We start from the raw sequence: 23,992 nt of genomic DNA, 5'->3' as shown, positions 1-23,992 counted from the left end.
CACCTCAGGCCAATCTCAGATGGATGATCTGGTGGAGCTGGTTATCCATTTGTGACTGCACGACAGCCCACATATCTAGTGAGAACTTTTTGTGAATATCTATATTGGAAATCTGGCCTACGCGGTAACCTCTGACGACCTGCAGGAAGCATTTGCTGCCTTCGGAGAAATCTCTCGCGCGACTGTTATCACCGACCGGGAGACTGGCCGCTCTAAAGGTTTCGGTTTCGTTGAAATGCCGAACGACGATGAAGCTCGCAAGGCGATCGAAGAAATGAATGATCAGCCGCTGTCTGGCCGTAACATTCGTGTTAACGAAGCCAAGCCGCGCGAAGACCGTCCGCGTCGTCCGCGCTTCTAAGCTGAGCCCAGCTTAAGCGTTCGGTGACCCGCAGCAGCCGCTGCGGGTCTCCTCAAACCCCCTTCTTTTCGCAACCCGCATTGCCGGGCTGCCATTCCCCATTTTGTCCTGACTCCTTTACACTGCGCAGAACGCTTTTCTGCGGTCAGGAGCAAAATGAAATACAAAGACCTGCGCGATTTTATCAAGCTGCTGGAAAAACGCGGCCTGCTGAAGCGCATCCAGCACCCCGTCGACCCAAACCTCGAGATGACCGAGATCGCCGACCGCGTACTGCGTGCCGGCGGGCCAGCACTGCTGTTCGAAAACCCCGTGGGCTTCGACACCCCGGTTCTGGCTAACCTCTTTGGCACCCCGGAGCGCGTCGCACTGGGCATGGGCCGGGAATCCGTGTCGGAACTGCGCGCAGTCGGTGAGCTGCTGGCCTTCCTCAAGGAACCCCAGCCCCCCGAGAACCTGAAGGACGCCTGGGAGAAGCTGCCGGTGTTCAAGCAGGTGCTGAACATGGGGCCGAAAGTCGTCAAGAAGGCGCCGTGCCAGCAAGTCGAGCTGACCGGTGACGAGGTGGATCTCCACAAACTGCCGATCCAGACCTGCTGGCCCGGAGACGCCGCGCCGCTGGTGACCTGGCCGCTGGTGATTACCCGCGGGCCGGAGAAAAAGCGCCAGAACCTGGGTATCTACCGCATGCAGCTGATTGGCAAAAACCGCCTGATTATGCGCTGGCTGTCCCACCGCGGCGGGGCGCTGGATTTCCGCGAATGGTGCCAGCGCAACCCCGGCAAACCCTACCCGGTAGCCGTGGCCCTTGGCGCCGACCCGGCCACCATCCTCGGTGCGGTGACGCCGGTGCCCGATACCCTGTCCGAATACGCCTTTGCCGGGCTATTGCGCGGTGACAAGACTGAAGTGGCAGAGGCTACCCTCAGCGATTTGCAGGTGCCGGCCAGCGCCGAGTATGTGCTCGAAGGCTTTATTCACCCGGACGATATGGCGGACGAGGGTCCCTACGGTGATCACACCGGTTATTACAACGAGGTGGACCGCTTCCCGGTGTTCACCGTGGAAAAGATCACCCACCGCAAAGACCCCATCTACCACAGCACCTATACCGGGCGGCCGCCGGATGAGCCCGCCGTGCTCGGCGAGGCGTTGAACGAAGTGTTTGTGCCGATCCTGAAAAAGCAGTTCCCCGAGATCGTCGATTTTTACCTGCCGCCGGAGGGCTGCTCCTACCGCCTGGCCGTGGTCAGCATGAGGAAGCAGTATCCGGGTCACGCCAAGCGGGTGATGATGGGCGTCTGGTCCTTCCTGCGCCAGTTCATGTACACCAAGTTCGTCATCGTCACCGATGACGATGTGAATACCCGCGACTGGAACGACGTGATCTGGGCGATGACCACCCGCATGGACCCGGCCCGGGACACGACCATGGTGGAAAACACTCCCATCGACTACCTGGACTTCGCCTCGCCGGTTTCCGGGCTCGGCTCCAAGATCGGCTTTGACGCTACCAACAAATGGCCGGGAGAAACCGACCGAGAATGGGGCCGCCCCATTGAGCGGGACCCGGATGTAGTGAAGAAGGTCGATGAGATCTGGGGTGAGCTGGGGCTCTAACTACCTGACATCATTCACTCACTGACCCAGGGAGGGGACCATGCAAGTGATCAAAACCATCCGGCCCGGCCAGAAGGGCGCTCGCCGCTTCGAGCGACGCTTTGGCAAGCGGCTATGCGCTGTTCGGTACCGCAACTCACCGTGCGGCAGCAAAGTGCTCACGACGGTCGAACTGATCGTGGACGAGCGGGATAAACCGGCGCCCGGCGTTTCCCATTCAGCATTACAGGCCTACCAGCGTGCAGAGCCTGTTGCGCTTTCCGTTGGCGCAGAAGAAAACGCCATGCAGCGCCTGCTGAAACAGGCCGGAGCGCGCTGGAGCCAGAAAGCCCGTGCCTGGGTGGCAACCCGCGAAACCGCTGCGACACTCGGTCTCAATCACCGGATTGTTGAAGGGCTGATTGACGCCTGTATCGATGTAGACACCAGCATTGAGCTGTGAGTGGCCAGATAGGACCACTTGTGGTCATATATGGGTGCTCTTGGCTGGATATGGGGACGTGGTCAGATATGACCACGCATAAGAATAAACTGTTATGCTCAAGTAGGAATAAAATGAATCGCATATTTCTCGCAATATTTTTAATCTTTATTAGTGGCTGTGCGTCGCAAGAAGTGAGAGATATAGAACTTCCTGAAATCATGACTATTGAAGGGAAAAATTTCATTTCTGCCGCCGCATTCAAAGAGCATGAGCTAAGTATCACCAGGCCAGAAAGTGGCGAGTTAATGGTAACCATCCCTGAAAAAGAGGCTCCAGTTTACTGGACTTGTGGCGGGGTGTACTGGGATGGTCTCGTCCAAGGCCAAAGCATCTTGGAGGAAGCCGATCTGGTCTTGGACTTTAAAGGCATCAAAGAGGTTTGGGTCCCAATTGAAGGCAAACCCAAGAAACTATACATTTTCGAGGTCCGCTAGCATAACAATCAGCGGCAGAGCGACAGCCAACGCTACGCACCTTTTGTGTTACTCGCTGCGCTCAAACATTAACACAAAAAGCGCTCCGCGCTGGCTGCGCCTGCGCTGGGCGTTAGTTGCCCAAGGAGAATTTAGCCATCAACTTGTCAGACAATGAGAAATGGCTATTAGTTGAGTTGACCGATTTTAGTAAAACTCTACCCGAGTTAATATCTGAGATTCATTCTGATGCCCCTGAGAAAAGGCTCATGGAGAAATATGAGGTGGCAATTGGCATCGTAAATTCACTGGTGTCTAAGGGGCTGGTTTCACTATGCGAAATTGCTTGCAGCTCAAATGAGCCATACTCGGTTGAATCTGTAAAGGTGTTAACCAATGATGATTTGGAATTTTTCATTAATGATCCATGGAGTTGGAGAAGCTCATTTTCAAGAGACAATAAATGGCAATATGAGCTAACTCCAACAAAGAAAGGAGAGGCCGTGCTAGATGAAATATTTGCACTCCGAAAAAGCAACTAACAAAGTGCTGCAGCCGACGTCTTACTTTATGCGCCTTTTGCGCAGTCGCTGCGCTCCTATTTTCGCGCAAAACGCGCATAAAGTAAGCCGCCGCTGAGCACGGCGTTAAATAGCATACAAGGAGCGTTCGATATGACATTTAATCTTGGTGACCACATCAATATGTCTGGAAACTGGAATTTCCCGAATAGTGCAACTGGTGTCGTAGCAAAATATCCTCAATACGTAACAGATGCTTGTGGTGAAGAGGGAAGTAAAGATGGATTTACTCGCCAAGTAAGAGGAAAAAATGGGCCGGTAACATTTGTATGGATAAAATTTGATGAGCCTCAAATGGACTCCGATGGCGATGGACCTTATAGAGAAGGAGAGGTTGAGTTAGAGTTCGTTTCACACATTGAGTGTGGAGCTATTTAACAAGGCAATGCAGCCGACATTTAAAGCTATGCACCTTTTGTGTATGTTCGCTGTGCTCACATTTTATACACAAAAGCCGCTCCGCTTTAAATGCGGCTGATTGCGGCGTTATGTGCAAATACGATGATTGAGCTCTTCGTTGGGATAGTGGTAGGCGGGCCAGCACTATTTTTGAATTACTTAAGCCCAGTCGTAACCGTAGCTGTTGAATTTTTCGCTGTGGCGATTCTGGCCTATAGAAAAAAAGGTCTATTGCCATTGTATTGGTGCGGGCTGGTCGTAGGATTCGTGCTAATTGCAGTTCCTATTGGCGCAGCTATAGATAGTTCCTCAGAAGCAATTATCATGGCCCCAATTTTATTTGTAATGCAGATGTTGGTCCCAGCATCAATAGGCTTGGTTGTGGGTAAAGTGGCTCAATTTGCAGTTTATCGCTTAAGGAAAGCACATAACAATCACGGGCAGTGAAGCTCCGGCCCTTCGGGCCTCCGCGGGACGGCTTACCTTATGCACGTTTTGCGCGGTCGCTTCGCTCCCATTTTTGCGCAAAACGCGCATAAGGTAATCCGCCCCTGCCGTGGGCGTTAAGCATTATGAACATTACAGATCAGCAACTAACTAGAGCCATCTATTCGCAATGGGATTTTCAGCAAGCTCTATCTGCTCTGACATTTCTCTTAGAAGATTGTGATTTCGAAGAAAAATATAATAAGGTCGAGTTGCGGCGATTTCGATGCTATGAATCTACAGCTATTATTTCATTTGCACGTCCGTTTGAAATTGCCAGGAGGGGAACAACACTTGGCCTGCGCGCTCTTGGTATAAAGCTGTCTAAAAGTGATTGCGCATTAAGAGATAAGATTTTAGATCTTAGGCGAAAAATTATTGCGCACTCCGCCGAGGAAGAGATGCATTACAGGGTTACAACCTATCCTGTAATTGATGGAGAATTCTTTATCCCTCATTTTCAATTTAATGAAGGGCTACACCTGAGTTACAGCGAGTTGCGAGAGCTTGAAACCTTTTTAAGATGGATTACGGGAAAAATGGGAGAGTTCTTCATTGAATTAGCTCAATCCCAGCCAGAACTGCTCCAAAGATATAAAGAACCAGAATCTCTTCAGCATGCCGAGAGCGAAAATGCTTAACAATGCGCAGCAACGGGACGGCTTACTTTGTGCACTTTATGTGCGGTCGCTTCGCTCCACTGTCGCACATAAATTACACAAAGCAAACCGCCCCTGTGCGCGGCGTTATGTGTAAGGCACGATGAAAAACTTTCAATATCCGTGGTGGGCGAAGGTATACACTTTATGGGCTTCGGTTATTCTGTTTTCAGTTTTAGCCGTAATGGATGTGACTTGGGTCAAATCGGAACACCCTGAAGGGTATGCGCTAATTCTTGCATTGGTAGTAGTTCAGTACTTCTTCACAGAATTCCGAGCACCCTATTGGCCCATATCATCTTCAGACTCAGGCTTATATTTTCATACACGCCAAGAGCGTGTATTTGTTCCGTGGGGTTCGATCGAGTCAATCAAAGAATTTCCCACACAAGACCTTCAGCCCTACGAGTGGCATCAGACGTTTTTTTCTTCAGGCAGCGTAATTTCTACCCAAGACAAAAAAGAATACGTAATTTACAAAAAGATCGATGGATACAGCGACCTAATTGCAGCATGCAAAGAACACACATAACAAATGCAAGCAGAATGTTCCGGCCTTCGGGCCTCCGCGGGACGCCCAACGCTATGCACATCTTGTGCGGGTCGCTGCGCTCCCAGTATCGCACAAAATGTGCATAGCATTGGTCGCCCCTGTTGCGGGCGCTATGCGTAAGACTTACCCTCGTTAGGTAGGCTCGCAGTAATGGTCAAATGATTCGATCAGCACGGAGAAGCGATGCCGCCAGCGTTGTGAAAATCTACAATCATTATGTAGAAAAAACTGCGGCAACATTCGAGACTCAGCCATTAGCCGTGGAGGATATGGCGTCCCGAATCGTAGGCTGCCAAAGGGATAACCTGCCCTGGTTGGTGGCTGAGGATGCTGGTGAGGTAATTGGTTATTGTTATGCGACTAAATGGAAGGGGCGAGCGGCCTATCGCTATTCGGTGGAGGCTTCGATTTATCTGGATGCATCCCTGCTCTCTAGAGGCTGGGGAACAAGGCTCTATGGGCAGCTTCTAAAAGAACTTGAGAGTCTCGGCATCCATGCGGTCATTTGTGGTATTACCCTGCCCAATGCAGCCAGTGTGGCATTACATGAAAAGCTGGGCATGGAGAAGGTGGCGCACTTCAAGGAGGTTGGCCATAAGTTTGGTGCCTGGATCGATGTGGGCTACTGGCAGCGCCTTCTGAATACGGAGGACCGCTAACCTAACCCCTTGGAATCTTTGATCTCAAACTAACCGGTTGGGAAGGATTCGCTCCAGATAGCGGCTATTAGCGGGGCGGCGCGACCAGTTTGGCTTGCCAGAAATAAAGAGACATCAACATAAGGACGGCTGTATGGAATTCATCATCCTGCTGATTATCGTGGTTGCGGTGCTGGTGCTTCCGCTAAAGATGGCCGCGGCCATGATGGGGGCACGCAACACGGGGGCATTCTACTGCCTGTTTGCCTTACTGCTGGCAGTGATCATCCAGCGGGTTGTTGGCAGCATGATTCCAGGTGTATCGGAAGAGCTGGGTTTTTTACTCAGCATTCCTTTGGCCGCGGTGGCTTACATGCTGGTGCTGGGCACCGGCTTCCTGAAGGGCATTTTGATTGCCCTGGTGCAGGGGCTGATCACGGTTGGTGCATTCCTGCTACTGGGTTCGGCATTGGCTGCTATTTAGCTGCATCGGTGCGGGTCACCGGGTCCCGGGCGCCCGCAAAGCAAGAAGGTTTCACTTGGCCTCTGAGACGCTGGCGCCCAGTGGGCCTGGTCCGCGGATGATGGTCAGCACGATTTCACCGACCGGGATGCCAAACTTTGTCAGCCTGGACTCATTGATCAGTACCCGGTCGGATACCAGGTACATGCGGTCATCCACATTCACCTCGATCGTGTCCCCCTTGTAGGGGACTTCCAGCACATAGCGGATAAACATGGCATTACCGCTGACCTGCACCTCAGCATCCCCCACCACATCCTCGGCACGGCCGATGTAGGTACGCACGCCGGGTGTATCGCTTGTGGTGGGGATCAGTTGCCAGTTGCGGAACTGGATTTCTCCATCATCAAATACAAAGCGCTCGGCGAGCAGGCCGACGCCATCATCCCAGCTGCCCTGCAGGTCTGCATTGAAGCGCCGTGTGACCGTACCTGTGCGATCTTTCAGCACGCCGTGGGCAGTCAATGGGCCGAGGAAGAATTCTTCCGGCACCATCTGCGGCTGCTTGTCCTGATAATGCTCGATGCCGGCGGAGCTGCAGGCGACAAGAGTAAGCGCGCACAACAGGGTAAGGATGGGTTTGCTGGCGATCAGGTGAGAAGGCTGCATGACAATTGGGTCCCGGGCACAGTGGCAGTTGAGCATACGCAACCCCGCCAGATGTGGATCAGATGGGAGCGGGGCACGCTGTGTACACCGCTAGCCTAACTCATCAACCCGCCATCAGCCGGCCATGGCCGGGAAATGGCGCAGGTTCACTCGACCGGGAAGCCCGCCGCCTCAAGCCGCTGCCGCAACGGTTGCAGGTGGGAGGCGAACTGCCGCCAGCGGCCCACAGAGCGCCGGTGCATGGGTTGGCGTACCTGCGTTGCACTGGCGGTAGCCGCAGCGCCTGAACTGCGATGGAATTCGAGGCAGGCGGCCTCGAACGGCAGTTCCAGCCTGTCCAGTAATGCCCGGGTCTGCGCTTCCTGGCCCTGAACCAGCTGGTCGTAATTGACCTCGATTAGCCGCTTACCGAGCAAGTTGCGCCAGTGCGCCATTAAGCCGTGATAACCGATGTAGTAGTCCGCCAGTTCTTCCAGTGTGTAGGAAAAAGGGTAGGCATCGGCAAACAGCTGCTTGTACATGGCAAAACAGCTGTCCATCGGATTGCGATAGACATGAACCAGTCGTGCCTGTGGAAAGGCTTTGGCCAGTAGCGGCAGGTAGAGGAAATTGCTCGGCAGTTTATCGGTGAAGAGTGGCGTGGCGCCCCTCAGGTAGACAGTATCCTGTAGATAGAGGTCCGCTGCCCGCTGTAAATCCATCGTCGCCGCCTGGGCGGCGATGTCGGCCCGGAACAGGCCCGGCTGACGGATATTGCTCAGGCGTTTTACCGCCAGAGGCCACTGCGCCAGTTCCCCGAGTGACTCGACGCGGCTGTGGCTTGCAACAATACGTTCCACCAGGGTGCTACCCGACCTGGGCAGACCGAGTATGAAAACGGGCTGAGCGCCTGTTGTATTTTCGGCTTCGGCCGTGTCGCTGAACCAGCGCTGGTCGAACCGCTGGCGGAGCGTATCGAACAGGGCGCGGTCATCACGGAAGTCATATTGAATGCGCTGTCGCTGCAGGGTTGCGCCCTCAGCATAGTGAGCCCACGCATCCTCCCAGCATTCGAGATCTTCGTATTCTTTGGCCAGGGCGTAGTGCAGGTAGATTGCGCGTCCGACATCGTCGTTCCCTGCTTCGAGCAGTGATTCCATCACGGCGCAGTGTTCGCGGCCCTCAGCCCGGCGCGCCTTGGCCAGCTGCCAGTGACTGCGTCCGTGATCCGGCCGGTGCTCGAGCACTCTCTGCAGGTTGCCGATCGCCTCCTGTTTTTGGTCGACAAAAAGTTGAATGGCTGCAGCGTTCGAAAGGATGGCGATGTCATCCGGCGCCAGGGTGGTGGCACGGCTGATTAGCGGTGCGGCTTTTTCCTGCTTGCCGATATGGCTATAAACCGTCGCCAGCAAATCCAGGAGTTTGGCGTTTTCTTGCGCAGGCTGAATACAGCGATCCGCTTCCCGCTCGGCCTCCGCGTGGCGCCCGGCCTGGACCAGGCAGCGGGCTTTCTGTACCCGGGCATCGAAGCGCGCGGGGTCGATTTTCAGCACGGTATCAAAGGCGCGCAGTGCCATGTCGATCTTGCCCGCTTCTGCGGACGCGAGCCCGAGGACCAGATGGGCATCGGCCTGTCGCGGGTCACGCTTGAGAATGTCGATACAGAGCGCGGTGGCGGTTCGCCAGTCCTTACCACTCACAGCCTCGCGCACTTGTCGTAGTGTATCGTCGATATCTGGCTGGACCATGGACTACCTCTGCAAAGGCACCGTTCGTTCGGGTGCGGCACCGGTAATGGACGGAGAACGCATTATATGGGGGATAAAATAAAAAAGGCGGGGTCGAGCCCCGCCTAACGATCCTGTGAGAGGAGTCGGATCAGAACTCGTAAGAAACGCTCAGGCCCAGCGTACGGGGCTGACCCACGTAGTAGAACTGGCCGCGTTCACCGTAACGCTTCTCGCTGCGCACACCCGCGAAGTAGTACTCGTTGGTGACGTTATCCGCGAAGAGGGAGGCGCGCCACTGGTCGAGGCGGTAGTCCGCTGACAGGTTGGCCACGGTATAGGAGTCCAGCGTCTCGTTGTCGAAGTTGTCGCCAATGCTGTTCAGGCGGGTCTGTACTTCGTCCTTGTAGTAAGCGTTGCCGCGCAGGGTCAGCTCACCGGTAGGTACATCGATCGCATAGTCGAAGGCGATGTTGGCCTGCAGGTTGGGCACACCCGGGAAGCTGTCGCCGTCGAAGCCGTCGATTTCCGGCGCATCACCTTTCAGGGCGTGGTCATAGTAGGTAACCCAGCCGCTCAGGGTCAGGTTGTCACTGACCGCTGCCTGGGTGGAAAGCTCCAGGCCACTGATCTCGCCCTGGTTGGCGTTGCCGGTGATATTGATGGCCGCTTCCTGGGACTTGGTCGGTACCTGCAGGTCCTTCCAGTCGATCATGAACACGGCGCCGTTAAAGATCACGGCACCCTGTGCCAGAGTGGTGTGCCAGCCCAGTTCATAGTTAACGGCGGTGTCCGATTTGTAGGCTGTTTCGCTGTCCAGAAGCTGGGGGCCGATGTTGGTTCCGCCGCGACGGAAGCCCTCGGCCATGGTCGCATACAACATGACGTCGTCAGTGAAATCGTAGGCGGCATTCAGCTTGAACACGGTATCGTCGATCTCGCCAGAACCGGCGTCACAATCGGCGTCAGGGCCGGTGTAGAACGGCAGCAGGTAGCAGTCGTAGGCGTAGCTCTCTTCCTGCTGGAAATAGCGCGCGCCGACAGTGAGCTGCAGCTGGTCATTGGCATGGAACGTTGTCTCGCCGTATACCGCACGCTCTTCAAAGGTGCTGTCACTGTAGTGCCAGTATTCCAGGTCACCGGTACCGGTAGGTCCGCTGATCCAGGACAGGTTGTCGATGGCGTATTGCTCAAAGCCCGGCGTGTATTCACGGGCATCCAGCAGGGTGTCGGTCTCCTCGTAGTAGACCCCGGCAATCCAGTCGAGCCAGTCCGGGGAGTTGCCGTCAGTGGACAAGACGCGGGTTTCGTGTACCAGAGACTCGGATTGGTTGTCATCGACGGTGAAGGCAGAGAACTCCGGGAAGTCACAGTAGCCAGACCAGATATCGACACACAGCAGGTCGGTCTGGTCGCGGTTACCAATGCCCTCGTATTCGGCCAGAGAGGTGGTGGAGAAGATTTCGATGGCATCGCTGTTGTAGCCAAACTCCACATTGAGCAGGGAGTCCTTGTTCTCGCGCACTTCCTCATAGCGCAGCGCCGAGGCGAAATCATCACCGGTAAACGCCGGATTTACGGCCTGGCGACCGCCGGCCTTGGAGTCCTGAACGTAGTAGTTGCCCTGGGCGAAGAATTCTTCGGTGGGCTCCCAGCGCAGGGAAACTCGGGCGGAATTGGTTTCTTCCGTGTTGGCATCGTCGATAGTGCGCTCGTCGTTGCTAACGCCGGGCTCGACCAGCACATTTTTGTAGTCCACGAAGCCCGCATCATCGACACGGGTGCCGGAGAAGCGCAGGGCCAGGGTGTCGGACAGCGGCAGGTTGAATACGCCGCTGACTTCGCTGGAGATACCGTCACTCTCACTGTTCTGGTAAATCTCGGTGCTGACAGAACCTTCAGTGAGTTCGGTCGTCGGCTTGTTGAGGATGTAGCGCAGGGTGCCGGCCATGGCGCCGCGGCCATATAGGGTGCCCTGGGGGCCGCGCAGTACTTCGACGCGCTCGATGTCCACCAGCTTGAAGTCGATCAGCAGGGGGGTGTCATTGACGTAGCGGGAAATAATGTCCTTGCCGCCCTGGTTCTCGGAAGCCTCGAGTCCGCCAACATTCATGCCACGCAGGGTCACCAGACCGGTGCTGCGGGGGCCGGCGTCGATCATCTGCATACCGGGGATAAACTGCACCATTTTGGTCAGGTCATCGGCACCGATATTTTCCAGTGCTTCGCCAGTCACGGCGGTAATGTTGTAGGGAATTTCCTGGATCGATTCGGAACGACGGCTGGCCGTTACTACGACTTCTTCGAGCGCTTGGGATTGCTGCTGAGTGCTGTCCTGGGCCTGGACTACCACCGGAACGGCGGTAGTCGCCGCAATCGCCAGAGCGATTAGTTTCTTGTTGTACTTGGTCATAAGGGTACCTTTGACTTCTCGTTGCTTTAATCGTTGTTGTGGTTATTTGGTCTTTTTGAACATCCGAGGGGCGCAGCGTCGCGACAGACCGGATTGGGCCAGTGCAAGCCACGATGTTATGCGAGGGTTGCTTCGCAAAACGGGAGTGCCCACCGCGGGGTAGAGCGGCGGTACGATGGAATTACCGGTGTTTGGGGAAAAATACAGCTGCAACACAGAAACCTGCCTCTGGAGCGAAAATCCTAGGGGGAGTTGGGCAGGCTGGAGAGAAAATCACTGACAGCCCGCTACCTGGCTCGGTAGCGGGAACTCAATTATTGAACCATTCGCTGAGGTGGTAATCGCTGGAGCGCCGGCAGAGCGGATCGCCCATCGCGATAGTGATCTGGTACATGCCGTTATTCTGAGATTGGCTTTAGCAAACTTTTTACTGGAATCCGGCAGGGCACGCAATGCGTCCGGAAAGTTTCTCGGGCGGACAGGCCAAGATAGGCAACTTTTACCGGCGAATGGCAGTTAAGACAGGTTGCGGCCCGCTCCGGGATACTTGACCAGGCGAGCCGCCGGCGGTTCGGCGGCAGTGCTTGGCTGTTCTGGTTCAGCCGTAGGCTTCCAGTGCAGGCTTGCCATCGCCCGGCAGCGGCAGGTCGGGGAGGTCAGCAACCGCGTGCATCAGACCTTCTTTATAAAGCTCCGCGGCCTGCTCTTTTTCGCCCAAGGCGTGCAGTAGCCGAGCCAGTTCCGCCGAGGTGGCGGGGTCGGAGCGCAACAGCAGGCTTTTCTCGAAGGTCTGCCGCGCCTTGCCCCAGAGTTCGTTGCGCAGGCACAGGCGCCCGATGCAGGTGAGCAGATCCCCGTTTTCGCCATACTCCTTCATCCAGCCCTCGGCGACGGTGAGCTGCTCTGTCGCGTCGGCGCCGGTCAGGCAGCCATACAGGCGGGCCAGTTCGGGGCGCCACTCCCGGTTCAGCACCCAGCGCAGGTGCTTTTCTGCCTCCGGGTCATTGCCGCTGTCGTGCAGCAGCTCCGCATAGAGGCTGCGCAGGGTCATGTGGCGCTGCCAGCGTCCGCTGAGTCCCTGCCAGGTTTCGCTGAGCTTTTCCGGGTCCCGACGGCTGGCGGCATCGCGCAGTTGGTGCTGGTAGATCTCGAGCTCCAGCTGCTCCATCTCCTCATCGGGCATGTTGGCGTGCTTCTCGAGCTCGGGCAGCAGGGCCCGGAGGCGATTCCAGTCCCCCAGCCGGTAATAGGCCTCTTTGAGTAGCTGGAGGACGGCCGGATGCTTGGGTTCCACCTGCTTGGCGCGCTCGAGGGAGGCAATGCACTGCTCATAGTGCTTGTCGAGCAGCTGCATGCGCGCCTGGCTGAGGGCTACCGCCAGGCGGGTATCCTCGCCACTGGCCTCGGCCTTGGCCAGCAGCTCATTGGCCTCGTCCCGGTACCCGAGCTCATAGGCACTGCGTGCGGCGGCCAGATAGTTGATGAGCGGCGCGTCGGAGCGCGGTGCGCTTTTCAGTAGCTGGCGGCGGGCGCGGGCCCAGTTGCCCTCCATGAATTCCACCAGGCCGTTGGTAAGCCGGCGGCGGGCGACCCGGGTGCGGCCGAAGCGGATGCGGCTAACGCCACCTTCGACACCGCGCAGCAGGCTGCGCAGAAGCCAGAACACCAGGAACAGCAGCAGTAGCCCGAGGGCCAGGGCACCCACGGCAATCCACAGGTTCATCTCGATCCGCTTGCCCCCCACTGCCAGCAACAGGTAGCCGGGGTAGCTGCGGATCATTTCGGCGAGAAAGGCACCGAAGAGCAGGAAGGCGAGTCCGGAGAAGAGAAAGCGCTTCATGGAGTGTCACCTCCGCGCTCGGCCGGCTCAACGTCTTCGGTCTTGTGCAGTCGCTCGATGTAATTGTGCAGGGCGCTCTGGGAGGCGGCGAGGCTCGGTAGATCCACCTCGATATCCAGTCCGGCTAATTCCTGCAGCTCCTCCGCCAGTACTTCCCGCTGGTGGCTGGGGATACCGTAGTCGACCAGCAGCTTGCGGGCGCGCTGCAGCGAATCCGTGAAGACGGTGCCGCTCTCGCGCAGCAGCGCCAGTTCGGCTTGTTCCATGTTGAGCCGCAGGCTCTGACGGAAGCGGGCCTCACTCTGCGGGGAGAGCAGCACCGGATCGATGTCACCGTCGCGGATGCGGACAGATTCGCGCATGAACTGCAGGAAGTTGTCCCAGCTGCGGGCCATGGGGGCCTGTTCACTGCCTTGCTCATCGGCAATCAACTCCGAGGTATCGCGGGTGGCCAGGTCGAATTCGGGCTGGATGTCCGTGCGCAGCAGCTGTTCTTCCAGTGCCCGCAGGCGCAGGAAGATGCCCTCGCGATCAATATTGTCCACCAGCTTGAGCGCGGTGATGTCCCGGGCCAGTTGCTGGCGCACGGCGTAGAGGTCCGGTAAGTCCACCCGGCGCAGGATGTTATCCACCTCCTCGAGCAGGCCCAGCGCAGCGCGGGAGTCCCGCTCCAGCAGCAGCCGCTGGTTGGCGAGGCGGAGCAGGTAGTCCGCTTCCGCGAGCTGCCAGTCCTGGCGGCTGACATTGCCGAGTTCCCCCAGGCGGCTGGCCTGGGCATTCAGTGCCCGCTGCATGCGGGACATCTGCTGCTGCAGCTCGGCAATCACCCGGTCCTGGCGCTCAACTTCCTGCGCCAGCGCGGCGGCAGCCTGCTCGAGTCGCAATTGCTGGGGTGATGGGCCGGTGCTGGGCTGTTGCGCCGCCAGTGGCTGTTCGCTCTCCGGTCTGGCGGTGGCCGGTATTTCCGCGCTGGGCGGCGGGGGAGAGGCCTCGACGGACTGGGGCTCCGACGGTTCCTCCGGGGCGGCGGCTGTGGGTGCTGTTTGCTCGGGCGCCACCCGGGTGGTTGCGGGCTGCTCACTGCCTGGCAGGCGTGATCGCAGTTCGGCGAAACCCTGTTGCACCTGCGGCACGTTGAACCACGCCCAGGTGCCACCACCTCCCAGGATCAGCACAACTATCAGCAACCACAGCCAGCCGCGGCCGCCTTTTGCCGACCCGGCTTTCTGCTCGGCTTGTTTGGATCCGGAGCCCTTCCCGGCTCCCTTTCCTGCACCCTTGTCGGCGGCTTGCTCGGCTTTGGCGAAGTTGCTCTTGGGCTCAGCTTTTTTCGTGACAGTGGGGACTTTTGTGCTGGACGCGTCGCTCGACTTGGAATTGGCAGATTTTTTATCAGTCATGGCGGCCGGAAAGAGGTGGAAAATGTCGTCAAATTATAGCGAGTTGAGACACGCGATAGTCAAAGTGTGGCGCGCATTTAAAAAAATTTACCGAAAAGGGGCGGCGTAAGCGGCTCATTGACCGCCAAGGCCACGCTCCAGGGCGGCCAGCATGGCATCGTCGCCGGCATTGGTTGCGGCGATCACCCGGGAAAAACCGAGCGCTTTGCCGAGTTCTGCAACCCTGGCGCTGGGACAGACCAGCAGGGCGTCGCGAAGAGCGGTGCTGCCGGTTGCGTCGATGCAGTGCGCCAGGTTCTGCAATGTCTCGCCGCTGTGTACGGCGATGGCGTCGGGTTCCTGGTGGTAAGCAGCCAGTTCATTGGCGGCAGCAGCGGGCAGGGCGCGGTGGTAAAGCTCGCAGTAGCGCACGTCGGCTCCCCGCTGTTGAAGGGTTTCGCCGATCAGCGGCCTGCCGCCGCGGCCGCGAAAGATAAGGACTTTTGCGTGGTGCGGTTGCTGTAGCGCCGGCAGTTCCAGCAGGGCCTCCGAGTCCATGGCTTCGCCACCGCTCTGGCAATGGACTCCGCACGCCTCCAGCGCCCGCGCCGTCGCCGCGCCAATGGCGTAGTAGCTGGGGCCGATGGGGAGCTGCGGCCAGTAGTTATCCAGCCACTCAAAGCCAAACTGCACAGCGTTGCGGGAAACAAAAATGGCGTGCTCGATTTGGTCGAAGTCGAGGATCTGCTGTTTGATCGCCTGCAGGCCGCTCTCGTCGGTGACCGGTTCGATAGCCAGCATCGGGATGCAGTCGGTGTCGGCGCCGGCTGCCTGCAGTCGCTGGCACCAGGCGGCCGCCTGGGCCGCCGGCCGGGTAACGAGAATGCGCCGCTGCTGGAGGTTTTTCTCCACGGTACTCAGACTGCTGCCAGAATCCGGTCGGCGCCATTGGCCAGCAGCTCTTCGGCGACGGCGATACCCATAGCCTCGCCTTCGGCGGCGGGGCCGCGGCGCTCGGCGCGCACCATGTGCTTGCCGTCGGGGCTGCCGACCAGGCCGCGGAGCCACAGTTCGTCGCCGTCCAGCAGCGCATAGCCGCCGATGGGGACCTGGCAGCTGCCATTGAGGCGGCGCACCAGTGCCCTTTCCGCCACCAGCCGGGCGCTCGTCGCGCCGTGGTGCAGCGGTTGCAGCAGGGCTTCCAGTTCGGGATCGCGGCGACACTCAATACCGACGGCCCCCTGGCCACCGGCGGGCAGCAGGATCTCGGGGGCCAGAAAATCGCGGATGCGGTCACGCATTTCCAGTCGCAGCAGGCCGGCTGCGGCGAGGATGATGGCGTCAAATTCACCGCCATCCAGCTTGGCCAGGCGAGTGTTCACATTGCCGCGCAGGAACTTGATCTGCAGGTCCGGGCGCCGCGCCAGCACCTGGCACTGGCGCCGGAGGCTGGACGTGCCGACCACGGCGCCCTCGGGCAGGGCGTCGATGTCGGCGTAGTGATTACTCACAAAGGCATCGCGCGGGTCTTCGCGCTCACAGATCACCGGCAGGTGCAGTCCCTCCGGGAATTCCATCGGCACATCTTTCATCGAGTGCACGGCAATGTCGGCACGGCCATCCAGCATGGCCTTTTCCAGCTCTTTCACGAACAGGCCCTTGCCGCCCACCTTCGCCAGCGGGATGTCCAGCAACTGGTCGCCGCGGCTGGTGAGGGGCAGGAGCTCGACGGTCAGGTGCGGATGGTGCTTCTCGAGCTCGGCGCGGACAAATTCGGCCTGCCAGAGGGCCAGGGCGCTCTCTCGGGTGGCGATGCGGATACGGGAAATGGACATGCTGGAAACTTGGTCGCTTGGGAAATGAGCGGCAATTCTACCAGAGAGACCCCACACCTGTGGCGGGCTTCAGGCGCTCCGGGAGCGGAGCCAGTCCTCGAGGATGATGCGTGCGGCGATGGAGTCCACGGGATCCCGGGCGAAGTTGCCCCGGTGACCGCGCTCGAAGGCTTCCTCCTTGGCGGCGCGGGTACTGAGCCGCTCGTCCACAAACTCCACCGGCAGGCCGGTGCGACCGTGCAGGCGGTTGCCGAACTTGCGTGCCCGCTGGCTCAGCTCGCTCTCGGTGCCGTCCATGTTGAGCGGCAGGCCGACCAGCAGCAGCTTGGGTTGCCACTCTTCGACCAGGCGCTGCAGCTGGTTCCAGTCGGGCTGCCCGTCGCGGGCGGGCAGGGGTGGCAGCTCGCGGGCGCTGTCGGTCACTGTCTGCCCATAGGCGGTGCCTATGGAGCGGGTACCGAAGTCGAAGGCGAGGGCAGTCAGGGGTTTCATACGGCTGGGGGAATTGTGAAAAGCGCAGTGTACACGCGCTCAAGCGGCTTTTCAGTCCGGTGACTCAGTCCAGTGGCTCGGTTCAGTGGCCTTGCGACGAGCCCGCCGGGGCTATGCGTGCCCCGCCTGGGAGCCGATACCGCTGAGGTCGATGCCGTGGCGGGCGGCTGCGGACTGCCAGCGCTTCTCGGTGGGTGTGGCAAACAGGATTTCGGGTTCCGCGGGCAGGGTCAGCCAGGCGTTTTCCAGCAGTTCCTGCTCCAGCTGTCCGCCCTCCCAGCCGGCGTACCCGAGGGCTACCAGCACATCATCCGGGCCGCGGCCAGCGGCCAGGGACTCGAGGATGTCCTTGGAGGCGGTAAGGCTGATGTCTTCGCTGACTGCCACTGTCGAGTCGAACTTCATCCCGGTGCCGTGCAGTACGAAGCCCTGCTCCGGTGACAGGGGGCCGCCCAGTAGCACCATTTCCTCGCCGCGCTGGCTGTGATCATTGAGGGAGAGCTGCTGGAAGACCTCGCGCCAGTGCACCTTGCTGGGCACATTGACCACGATCGCCATGGCCCCCTCCGGACTGTGTTCACAGACAAAGGCGATGGTGTGCGTGAAACGGGGGTCTTCCATGCCGGGCATGGCCAGCAGGAACTGGCCGCGCAGGCTGTTGTGGGTGAGGTCGCTGTCGATGTTTTGTTTGTGCATAGACCCAGTTTAGTGCGGACCGGAGGGGCATCGCTTAACCGCGCGGTTTAGTTGCCCCGGTAGCGGTGGAAAAGCCGGTCATTTCAAAGCGCCAGGTGCGAATGATCTCCAGCCGGTCTGCCTCCTTGCGAATATCCGTGGGGAAAGGCGCGAATGGAGCCGCCAGGCGCACGATCTGTTGTGCGGCATCATCCAGCACCGCTTCGCCGGAGGATTCCAGGATGCGCACTTCCTCCACCGCGCCGGTGGGGAGCAGCCGCACCATCATGCGCAGGCTGCCGGTGATCTTCTGCTGCAGGGCCTCTTCGGGGAAGTTATCGTTGCCGATGGCTTCCACTTTCTGGCGCCATGCGTGCAGGTACTCGGCATCGGCGGAGGCGCGGGTGGCCACTGAGGTCAGCCGCCGCACGCGGGGGCGCTGGGCGATGGTCTGGCGAATCTTGTCCAGGCGGGCCTGCAGGCTGGCAATTTCCGGGTTGGACAGCGGCAGGTCGTTGGGAGCATTGCCCTCGCGTTCCTCGGAGGGCTTGTCCTCGGCGGGCAGCTCGGGTGCTTGCTGGGGGCTCTCGCCGATAGTGGTGATCAGCTGACGGCGCTGTTCCGCCGGGCGCGCTGCCTGCTGCTGGGGCATGGGGTTCACCTCCCGCACGGCGGTATCGGCAATCTCGGCGCGGCGGTTGGTGGAGAGCTCCCGCGGGTCCTCCGCCGTGCCGCTGGCCTCCTGGTTGTGCTGTGCCAGGTAATCCGCATCCTCAGGGGCCGAGGCGGTGTGGTGCTGGGCCAGGGTGACTTCCAGTGTCGGCGGTGCCTGGCGTCCCTCCGGTGCAGTGAAAGCCACACCAAAGATCACCAGGGCGTGGAAAGCGCCGGCGAGAAAGAGCGCAAACACGAAGCGATCGTGCTGGGCGGCCTGCAGGTGGTTCGGTTTGGCGGTGGAAGTCATTATTGGTTTTTGGTTACTGCTCAATTTACCGCGATAAGCCCGCTTGGCGGGTCAGGGGGGAGTTTACCCCTTTTGCGCGAGCCGGTCTGTGATGGCGCTCATCAGCAGGCCACCGATATCCGTCCCGAATGCCGCATCGATTTCCCGCACGCAGGTCGGGCTGGTGACATTGATCTCCGTCAGGTAGTCGCCGATCACGTCGAGGCCCACAAACAACAGGCCCTTCTCCTTCAGGGTCGGCGCCACCTGCTCTACGATCCAGCGGTCGCGGTCACTGAGGGAGCGCGCTTCCCCTCGGCCACCGGCCGCCAGGTTGCCGCGGGTCTCACCGGCTTCGGGAATGCGGGCAAGACAGTAGGGCACCGCTTCACCATCGACCACCAGGATGCGTTTATCGCCCTGCTTGATCTCGGGGATGTAGCGCTGTCCCATGATCTGCTTTTGCCCGTGCTCGGTGAGCATCTCCAGGATTGCGCCAAGATTGGCACCATCGGGCTTGCAGTGAAAGACCCCGCTGCCGCCCATGCCGTCGAGGGGCTTGAAGATCACGTCCCCGTGGCTGGCGTGGAAGCTCCGCAGGCGTGACATGTCACGGCTGACGATCAGTGGCGGGCAACACTGGGGGAAGCGGGTGGCAAAAATCTTCTCGTTGCAGTCCCGCAGGGACTGGGGCTTGTTGACCACCAGTGTGCCCTCAAGCTCGGCAGCCTCGAGGATGTAGGTGCTATAGACATATTCGTTATCGAAAGGCGGGTCGACACGCATGAGCATGGTATCCAGCTGCCCGAGTGGCATCGGGGTAGCGTCACCAAGGGCAAACCAGCGCTCCGGATCGTCGAACACCTGTAGTGGGCGGCCGACGCCCATGGCCCGCCCGCCATCGAGATACAGGTCAGACTGCTCAAAATAATAGAGCGTAAAATTGCTGCGCTGGGCCGCCTGTAAAAGGGCGAGTGTGGTGTCTTTCTTGAAACTGATATTGGCGATGGGATCCATCACCACGCCGAGTGTTTGGCTCATAGCGTGTTCCGTGCTGGCTAAAAAAACGACAGGCGGCAGTGCCGGGGTCGGGATAAGGTAAGAGCTGGCCGCCGGCGGTGCAACCATTTGCCTGGCCTGGTGCTTCCGATCGTGAAGGTCGCGATTGTGCAGCTCCCGCCCGCGTGTCAGGTAGATTCAGTGTGGCTTCTGTGATAAAAGTTGCCACTGTTGTGCGACCTTGGCGAAGGTGCCTGCCGTGAACAGGGCAGGCAGTCACTGGCGGGGCCAGTCGGCGAGGCGCCCAGACCCCGAACGCGGTAAACAATAAGGGTCCGCGAGACGAGCGGACGCGGGGCCCGAAAATAAGTAAACAGGGGATTCAAGAACACTATGGAGTTGAACTGGGAAAGCCTGACGGTAATGGTGATCGACGATAGCAAGACGATTCGCCGCACCGCTGAAACCCTGCTGCAAAAAGCCGGGTGTACCGTTGTCACTGCGACGGATGGTTTCGATGCACTGGCGAAGATCGCCGACTCGCGCCCCGATATCATCTTTGTGGACATCATGATGCCGCGTCTTGACGGCTATCAGACCTGCGCCCTGATAAAAAACAACAGCGAGTTCCGGTCCACGCCAGTTGTCATGCTGTCGAGCAAGGACGGTCTGTTTGACAAGGCCAAAGGTCGCGTCGTTGGTTGTGATCAATATCTAACCAAGCCGTTCAGCAAGAGCGAACTGCTGGGAGCAATCTCAGCCCACGCCAAGCCGCATCACGCGGCCTGAACGATTGAAGACAAGTTGTACCCGTTCTCCGCTTCCGGCGTAGAATGGGTCGGTTGTGTTGCTGCGCTGGGGTGCAGTGACTTGCCGGTGGTGTCTTCGCGGATGTCGCCGGCTGGATAATAAATAAGAAAAGAAGGACGGGCGGGCAGTGTGTCTCGGATTTCCGAAGGGCGCTCCCGCAGATAACGACAACACATAACTGCCACACCCTGGTGTATGGCGGGCCATCAATGTTGCGGGGAACCAATGGCACGAGTACTCATTGTTGACGACTCTCCTACCGAGACTCACAAGCTCACCACCATTCTGGAAAAAAACGGTCACGCGGTGATCGCAGCCACCAATGGGGAAAACGGTGTGGACGTGGCGCGACAGCAGCGCCCTGACGTCATCCTGATGGATATCGTCATGCCGGGGCTGAACGGCTTCCAGGCCACCCGTCAGTTGAGCAAGGACGGGAATACCAACGGCATCCCGATCATTATCGTGACCACCAAGGACCAGGACACCGACCGTGTGTGGGGCATGCGTCAGGGTGCCCGGGCCTATCTGACCAAGCCGGTGGACGAAGGGAAGCTGCTCGGCACCATCGAGGAGGTGTTGGCTTAGGCCGGCCATATTTGCTGTGCAGTCAAAAAAGACTCCTTATCTCGCGCTGGTCGAAATGGCCAGTCGCGCCAAGACGCAGGCTGCTGGCCTGCCCGGCCGCCAGGAGGTCAAGCCTTACTGGAGCGGTGTTGGCTTTTCTCTTCTCGGGCACAGGTTCGTCGCGCCCATGGACGACGTGGCGGAATTGCTTGAGGTGCCTCAGCACACTTTTATTCCGGGCGTGCAGCCGTGGGTGCGCGGCGTTGCCAACGTTCGTGGCCGCCTGCTGCCGCTGTTCGATTTGGCGGCGTTCTTCGGCGGTCATTTGCGGGGTACGCGGCAGCAGCGCCGTGTTCTCGTGATCGAGCGCGGGAAGGTGTACGCGGGGCTGATTGTGGACGAGTTGCACGGCATGCAGCATCTCGCGCTGGAGTATGCCGATCACGCCCCCGGAGACCTGATGGAGCCGTTCGCCCCGATGGTGAACGGGCAGTTCAAGTTGCAGCAGGATCGCTGGCTCGTTTTCGATATGCACGCGCTTCTCAATGATTTTCAGTTTATGGACGTCGCTGTTCACTGACAGCGCGCCTTCCCGGTTGCTCCCGCCGGGTTTTTCAATGGGGGTGGCAGACGCTGTCAGGTGATCACTGAGGCGGTGGTTCCTGAGGTGCTCTGCGGGTAAAGCGTTAAACACACAGTGGTGACAAAAAAGAATTGGCCTGAGAAACAGGTCCGCCAGGAGTAAACTATGAAAACAGGCTCCCAGAGTTCCTTTTCCGCGCTGCGCAGTAACCCTGCCGCGTTGTTTATGGGTCTGCTGGTGCTCGCCACGCTGGCGGGACTGATCGTCAGTATCTACCTGGTGCAGACCCGGGGTGACCGAGACAAAGACTACCTGCAGCAGGTCGCGGAGCTTCGCGCACTGTCCTACCAGGTGGTTTCCTACGCCCCCGCAGCCACCGCTGGTGACGAGCAGGCCTTCGCCGAGCTCGAGCAGGTGGTACGCCAGATGAATGCCACCTGGGGCGAGCTGCAGAATGCCGACGAAGGCACCCGCGACGCACTGAGGGCTGAACTGGCGAACTACAGCGAGATCTGGCGTCAGGTGCGTGAGCAGGCCGACACCATTATTGGCAACAAGGACTCGATCATCTTCCTGAACGATGTGGCGAGCACCCTGAACGACTCGCTGCCGGAGCTGCAGGCGGAGCACAACAACATTGTGGAGATCCTGCTGGCGAATAACGCCCCGGCCAACCAGGTCGAGCAGGCCCAGCTTCAGGTCTGGCGTGCAGAGCGTATCGGCCGGAATATCGACAAGATGCTGCAGGGTGGTGACGACGCGGAGGACGCGGCCGACCAGTTCAACACCGATGCGAGCCTGTTCGGTAAAGTGGTTGAGGGCATGAAGAGCGGTGACGTGGTGATGGGTATCTCCCGCGTGACCGACGACGAGGCCCGCCAGTCCCTCGAGGAAATTACCGAGCTGTTTGAATTCGTAAGTTCTTCCGTCCGGGAGATCTTTGAAGCGACTCCGGCCCTCTTTGCCACCCGCCAGGCGGCGGACGGCATCATCGCCTCCTCGCCGGAATTGCTGGAAGCGCTCAACACGCTCAACGACCGCATCGTTAACCTCTCCACCGAACGCCAGCCGAATAACCAGACCATCGCCATTATCGCGGTGGTGTTCGTGGTGCTGATCTTCGGCATGATGATCGCGGCCTTCTCCGGTACCCGCCGCAGCCTGCGTGAAGAATCAGAAACCAACGAGCGTAACCAGCAGGCGATTATGCAGCTGCTGGACGAACTGGCCGACCTGGCCGATGGTGACTTGACCACCACCGCGACGGTAACCGAGGCGTTTACCGGTGCCATCGCCGACTCCATCAACTACACCATCGACCAGCTGCGGGTACTGGTAAGCCGAATCAACAATGCGGCCCAGGAAGTATCCACCCTGTCCCAGGATACCCAGCAGACCGCACTGCACCTGGCCGAGGCCTCGGAGCATCAGGCCCAGGAAATTGCCGGCGCTTCCGCGGCGGTGAATGAAATGGCCGTGACCATTGACCAGGTATCTGCGAACGCCGCCGAGTCCGCCCAGGTAGCCGAGCGCTCGGTACAGATCGCGAGCAACGGTGCCAAGGTGGTACAGAACACCATCAAGGGCATGGACACGATTCGCGAGCAGATCCAGGACACCTCCAAGCGGATCAAGCGCCTGGGTGAATCCTCCCAGGAAATTGGCGATATCGTTAGCCTGATTAACGACATTGCCGACCAGACCAACATTCTCGCATTGAACGCCGCCATTCAGGCGAGCATGGCCGGTGACGCCGGCCGGGGCTTTGCGGTGGTAGCGGACGAAGTACAGCGCCTCGCGGAACGCTCCGCTGCTGCGACCAAGCAGATCGAAGGCCTGGTAAAAGCGATTCAGTCCGATACCAATGAAGCGGTAGTGTCGATGGAGCAGACCACCACTGAAGTAGTGCGTGGTGCTCGCCTGGCCCAGGACGCCGGTGTGGCGCTGGAGGAAATTGAAGGCGTATCCACCAACCTGGCCGCCTTGATCCAGAACATCTCCAACGCGGCACGCCAGCAGGCCTCCTCCGCGGGTCACATCTCCAACACGATGAACGTGATTCAGGAAATTACCTCGCAGACATCTGCCGGTACTCAGGCTACCGCCCAGTCCATTGGTAACCTGGCAGAGACCGCGAACGCGCTGCGTGAATCCGTTGCCGGCTTCAAGCTCCCGAGCGACGAGGCAGGTGTGGAAAGTGGCGATTTGTACGATGTGGAACTGCCGGAAATGGCCGAGGACGAGTTCCCCATGCTCGATGGCGAAGCCGTCGAAGAGGAGCACGGCCGCGAGGAGCGGGCCCTGGCCTGATCGGTGCGCCCGGAGCGCGGTGTGGTTCACCGCTGCACATCCGGGCAAGCGCATGACGCTGGCCTGCGCCTCTCGCCGGGCCGTGTCGGAAACCCGCGTACAGACAGATTTACT

Annotated in this window: 25 protein-coding genes; 14 read left to right on the top strand and 11 right to left on the bottom strand. The window is 59.1% G+C overall.

Annotation, left to right across the window (positions count from 1 at the left end; translation table 11 throughout):
• Positions 1-91: 91 nt before the first annotated feature.
• The 10 genes from AWR36_RS10195 (at position 92) to AWR36_RS10160 (ending at position 6,678) form a co-directional block, all read left to right on the top strand.
• Positions 92-361, top strand: coding sequence for an RNA recognition motif domain-containing protein (locus AWR36_RS10195; protein ID WP_067084425.1), 270 nt, complete (start codon positions 92-94; stop codon positions 359-361).
• A 156-nt stretch (positions 362-517) separates the two neighbouring features.
• Complete coding sequence (ubiD, locus tag AWR36_RS10190) at positions 518-1,981, top strand: 4-hydroxy-3-polyprenylbenzoate decarboxylase (RefSeq protein WP_067084423.1); 1,464 nt, start codon at positions 518-520, stop codon at positions 1,979-1,981.
• 40 nt (positions 1,982-2,021) lie between these two features.
• Positions 2,022-2,423 carry a hypothetical protein gene (locus AWR36_RS10185; protein WP_067084420.1) on the top strand — a complete coding sequence of 134 codons (402 nt, stop codon included), beginning with the start codon at positions 2,022-2,024 and terminating at the stop codon, positions 2,421-2,423.
• A 113-nt stretch (positions 2,424-2,536) separates the two neighbouring features.
• Positions 2,537-2,899 carry a hypothetical protein gene (locus AWR36_RS10180; protein WP_067084418.1) on the top strand — a complete coding sequence of 121 codons (363 nt, stop codon included), beginning with the start codon at positions 2,537-2,539 and terminating at the stop codon, positions 2,897-2,899.
• Positions 2,900-3,015: 116 nt separating this feature from the next.
• A complete protein-coding gene (locus AWR36_RS16130) occupies positions 3,016-3,420 on the top strand; it encodes a hypothetical protein (protein WP_141398515.1) in 405 nt (134 codons plus the stop codon).
• A gap of 132 nt (positions 3,421-3,552) precedes the next feature.
• The gene (locus tag AWR36_RS16125) at positions 3,553-3,837 is read left to right on the top strand and encodes a cupin domain-containing protein (protein WP_141398514.1); all 285 of its coding nucleotides are present in this window, start codon (positions 3,553-3,555) and stop codon (positions 3,835-3,837) included.
• Positions 3,838-3,960: 123 nt separating this feature from the next.
• Positions 3,961-4,305, top strand: coding sequence for a hypothetical protein (locus AWR36_RS10175; RefSeq protein ID WP_067084416.1), 345 nt, complete (start codon positions 3,961-3,963; stop codon positions 4,303-4,305).
• A 125-nt stretch (positions 4,306-4,430) separates the two neighbouring features.
• The gene (locus AWR36_RS10170; protein WP_082679530.1) at positions 4,431-4,985 is read left to right on the top strand and encodes a hypothetical protein; all 555 of its coding nucleotides are present in this window, start codon (positions 4,431-4,433) and stop codon (positions 4,983-4,985) included.
• A 729-nt stretch (positions 4,986-5,714) separates the two neighbouring features.
• On the top strand, positions 5,715-6,215 hold the full coding sequence (locus tag AWR36_RS10165; RefSeq protein ID WP_067084414.1) for an arsinothricin resistance N-acetyltransferase ArsN1 family B: 501 nt from the start codon (positions 5,715-5,717) through the stop codon (positions 6,213-6,215).
• Positions 6,216-6,348: 133 nt separating this feature from the next.
• Positions 6,349-6,678: a hypothetical protein gene (locus AWR36_RS10160; protein ID WP_067084412.1), complete on the top strand. Its 330-nt coding sequence runs from the start codon at positions 6,349-6,351 to the stop codon at positions 6,676-6,678.
• 51 nt (positions 6,679-6,729) lie between these two features.
• Here AWR36_RS10160 and AWR36_RS10155 read toward each other — a convergent pair whose 3' ends face one another.
• The 11 genes from AWR36_RS10155 to gshB all read right to left on the bottom strand — a co-directional run bounded on the left by AWR36_RS10155 (position 6,730) and on the right by gshB (position 19,650).
• Entirely contained in the window at positions 6,730-7,326 is a 597-nt protein-coding gene (locus tag AWR36_RS10155; RefSeq protein WP_067084410.1) for a DUF3833 domain-containing protein, read from the bottom strand.
• Between the two features lie 146 nt (positions 7,327-7,472).
• Entirely contained in the window at positions 7,473-9,053 is a 1,581-nt protein-coding gene (locus AWR36_RS10150) for a tetratricopeptide repeat-containing sulfotransferase family protein (RefSeq protein ID WP_067084407.1), read from the bottom strand.
• Positions 9,054-9,183: 130 nt separating this feature from the next.
• Entirely contained in the window at positions 9,184-11,445 is a 2,262-nt protein-coding gene (locus AWR36_RS10145) for a TonB-dependent receptor (protein ID WP_067084405.1), read from the bottom strand.
• A 598-nt stretch (positions 11,446-12,043) separates the two neighbouring features.
• Positions 12,044-13,285, bottom strand: coding sequence for a heme biosynthesis HemY N-terminal domain-containing protein (locus AWR36_RS10140; RefSeq protein ID WP_067084403.1), 1,242 nt, complete (start codon positions 13,283-13,285; stop codon positions 12,044-12,046).
• Positions 13,282-14,685 carry a uroporphyrinogen-III C-methyltransferase gene (locus AWR36_RS10135; RefSeq protein WP_067084401.1) on the bottom strand — a complete coding sequence of 468 codons (1,404 nt, stop codon included), beginning with the start codon at positions 14,683-14,685 and terminating at the stop codon, positions 13,282-13,284. Before AWR36_RS10135 ends, AWR36_RS10140 begins: the two co-directional genes overlap by 4 nt.
• Positions 14,686-14,799: 114 nt before the next feature.
• Complete coding sequence (locus tag AWR36_RS10130) at positions 14,800-15,576, bottom strand: uroporphyrinogen-III synthase (RefSeq protein WP_067084399.1); 777 nt, start codon at positions 15,574-15,576, stop codon at positions 14,800-14,802.
• 5 nt (positions 15,577-15,581) lie between these two features.
• Positions 15,582-16,499, bottom strand: a complete 918-nt coding sequence (hemC, locus tag AWR36_RS10125) for a hydroxymethylbilane synthase (RefSeq protein WP_067084396.1) — start codon at positions 16,497-16,499, stop codon at positions 15,582-15,584.
• Between the two features lie 69 nt (positions 16,500-16,568).
• Complete coding sequence (ruvX, locus tag AWR36_RS10120; RefSeq protein WP_067084394.1) at positions 16,569-16,991, bottom strand: Holliday junction resolvase RuvX; 423 nt, start codon at positions 16,989-16,991, stop codon at positions 16,569-16,571.
• 111 nt (positions 16,992-17,102) lie between these two features.
• Entirely contained in the window at positions 17,103-17,687 is a 585-nt protein-coding gene (locus tag AWR36_RS10115; RefSeq protein ID WP_067084392.1) for a YqgE/AlgH family protein, read from the bottom strand.
• Positions 17,688-17,721: 34 nt separating this feature from the next.
• Positions 17,722-18,630, bottom strand: coding sequence for an energy transducer TonB (locus AWR36_RS10110; RefSeq protein ID WP_067084391.1), 909 nt, complete (start codon positions 18,628-18,630; stop codon positions 17,722-17,724).
• Positions 18,631-18,693: 63 nt separating this feature from the next.
• Positions 18,694-19,650 carry a glutathione synthase gene (gene gshB / locus AWR36_RS10105; RefSeq protein ID WP_067084987.1) on the bottom strand — a complete coding sequence of 319 codons (957 nt, stop codon included), beginning with the start codon at positions 19,648-19,650 and terminating at the stop codon, positions 18,694-18,696.
• Positions 19,651-20,001: 351 nt separating this feature from the next.
• Between gshB and pilG the strand changes: the two genes are divergently transcribed.
• The 4 genes from pilG (at position 20,002) to AWR36_RS10085 (ending at position 23,878) form a co-directional block, all read left to right on the top strand.
• On the top strand, positions 20,002-20,397 hold the full coding sequence (pilG, locus tag AWR36_RS10100; RefSeq protein WP_067084389.1) for a twitching motility response regulator PilG: 396 nt from the start codon (positions 20,002-20,004) through the stop codon (positions 20,395-20,397).
• 246 nt (positions 20,398-20,643) lie between these two features.
• A complete protein-coding gene (gene pilH / locus AWR36_RS10095) occupies positions 20,644-21,006 on the top strand; it encodes a twitching motility response regulator PilH (RefSeq protein WP_067084387.1) in 363 nt (120 codons plus the stop codon).
• A gap of 16 nt (positions 21,007-21,022) precedes the next feature.
• Positions 21,023-21,565: a chemotaxis protein CheW gene (locus tag AWR36_RS10090; protein ID WP_082679529.1), complete on the top strand. Its 543-nt coding sequence runs from the start codon at positions 21,023-21,025 to the stop codon at positions 21,563-21,565.
• A gap of 168 nt (positions 21,566-21,733) precedes the next feature.
• The gene (locus tag AWR36_RS10085) at positions 21,734-23,878 is read left to right on the top strand and encodes a methyl-accepting chemotaxis protein (protein WP_067084385.1); all 2,145 of its coding nucleotides are present in this window, start codon (positions 21,734-21,736) and stop codon (positions 23,876-23,878) included.
• Positions 23,879-23,992 lie beyond the last annotated feature (114 nt).

The sequence above is a fragment of the Microbulbifer flavimaris genome, assembly GCF_001641755.2.
In the GTDB taxonomy this organism is placed as follows: domain Bacteria; phylum Pseudomonadota; class Gammaproteobacteria; order Pseudomonadales; family Cellvibrionaceae; genus Microbulbifer; species Microbulbifer flavimaris.
The sequence above is the reverse complement of the archived record's forward strand: the minus strand, read 5'-3'. Positions and strand labels throughout refer to the sequence as shown.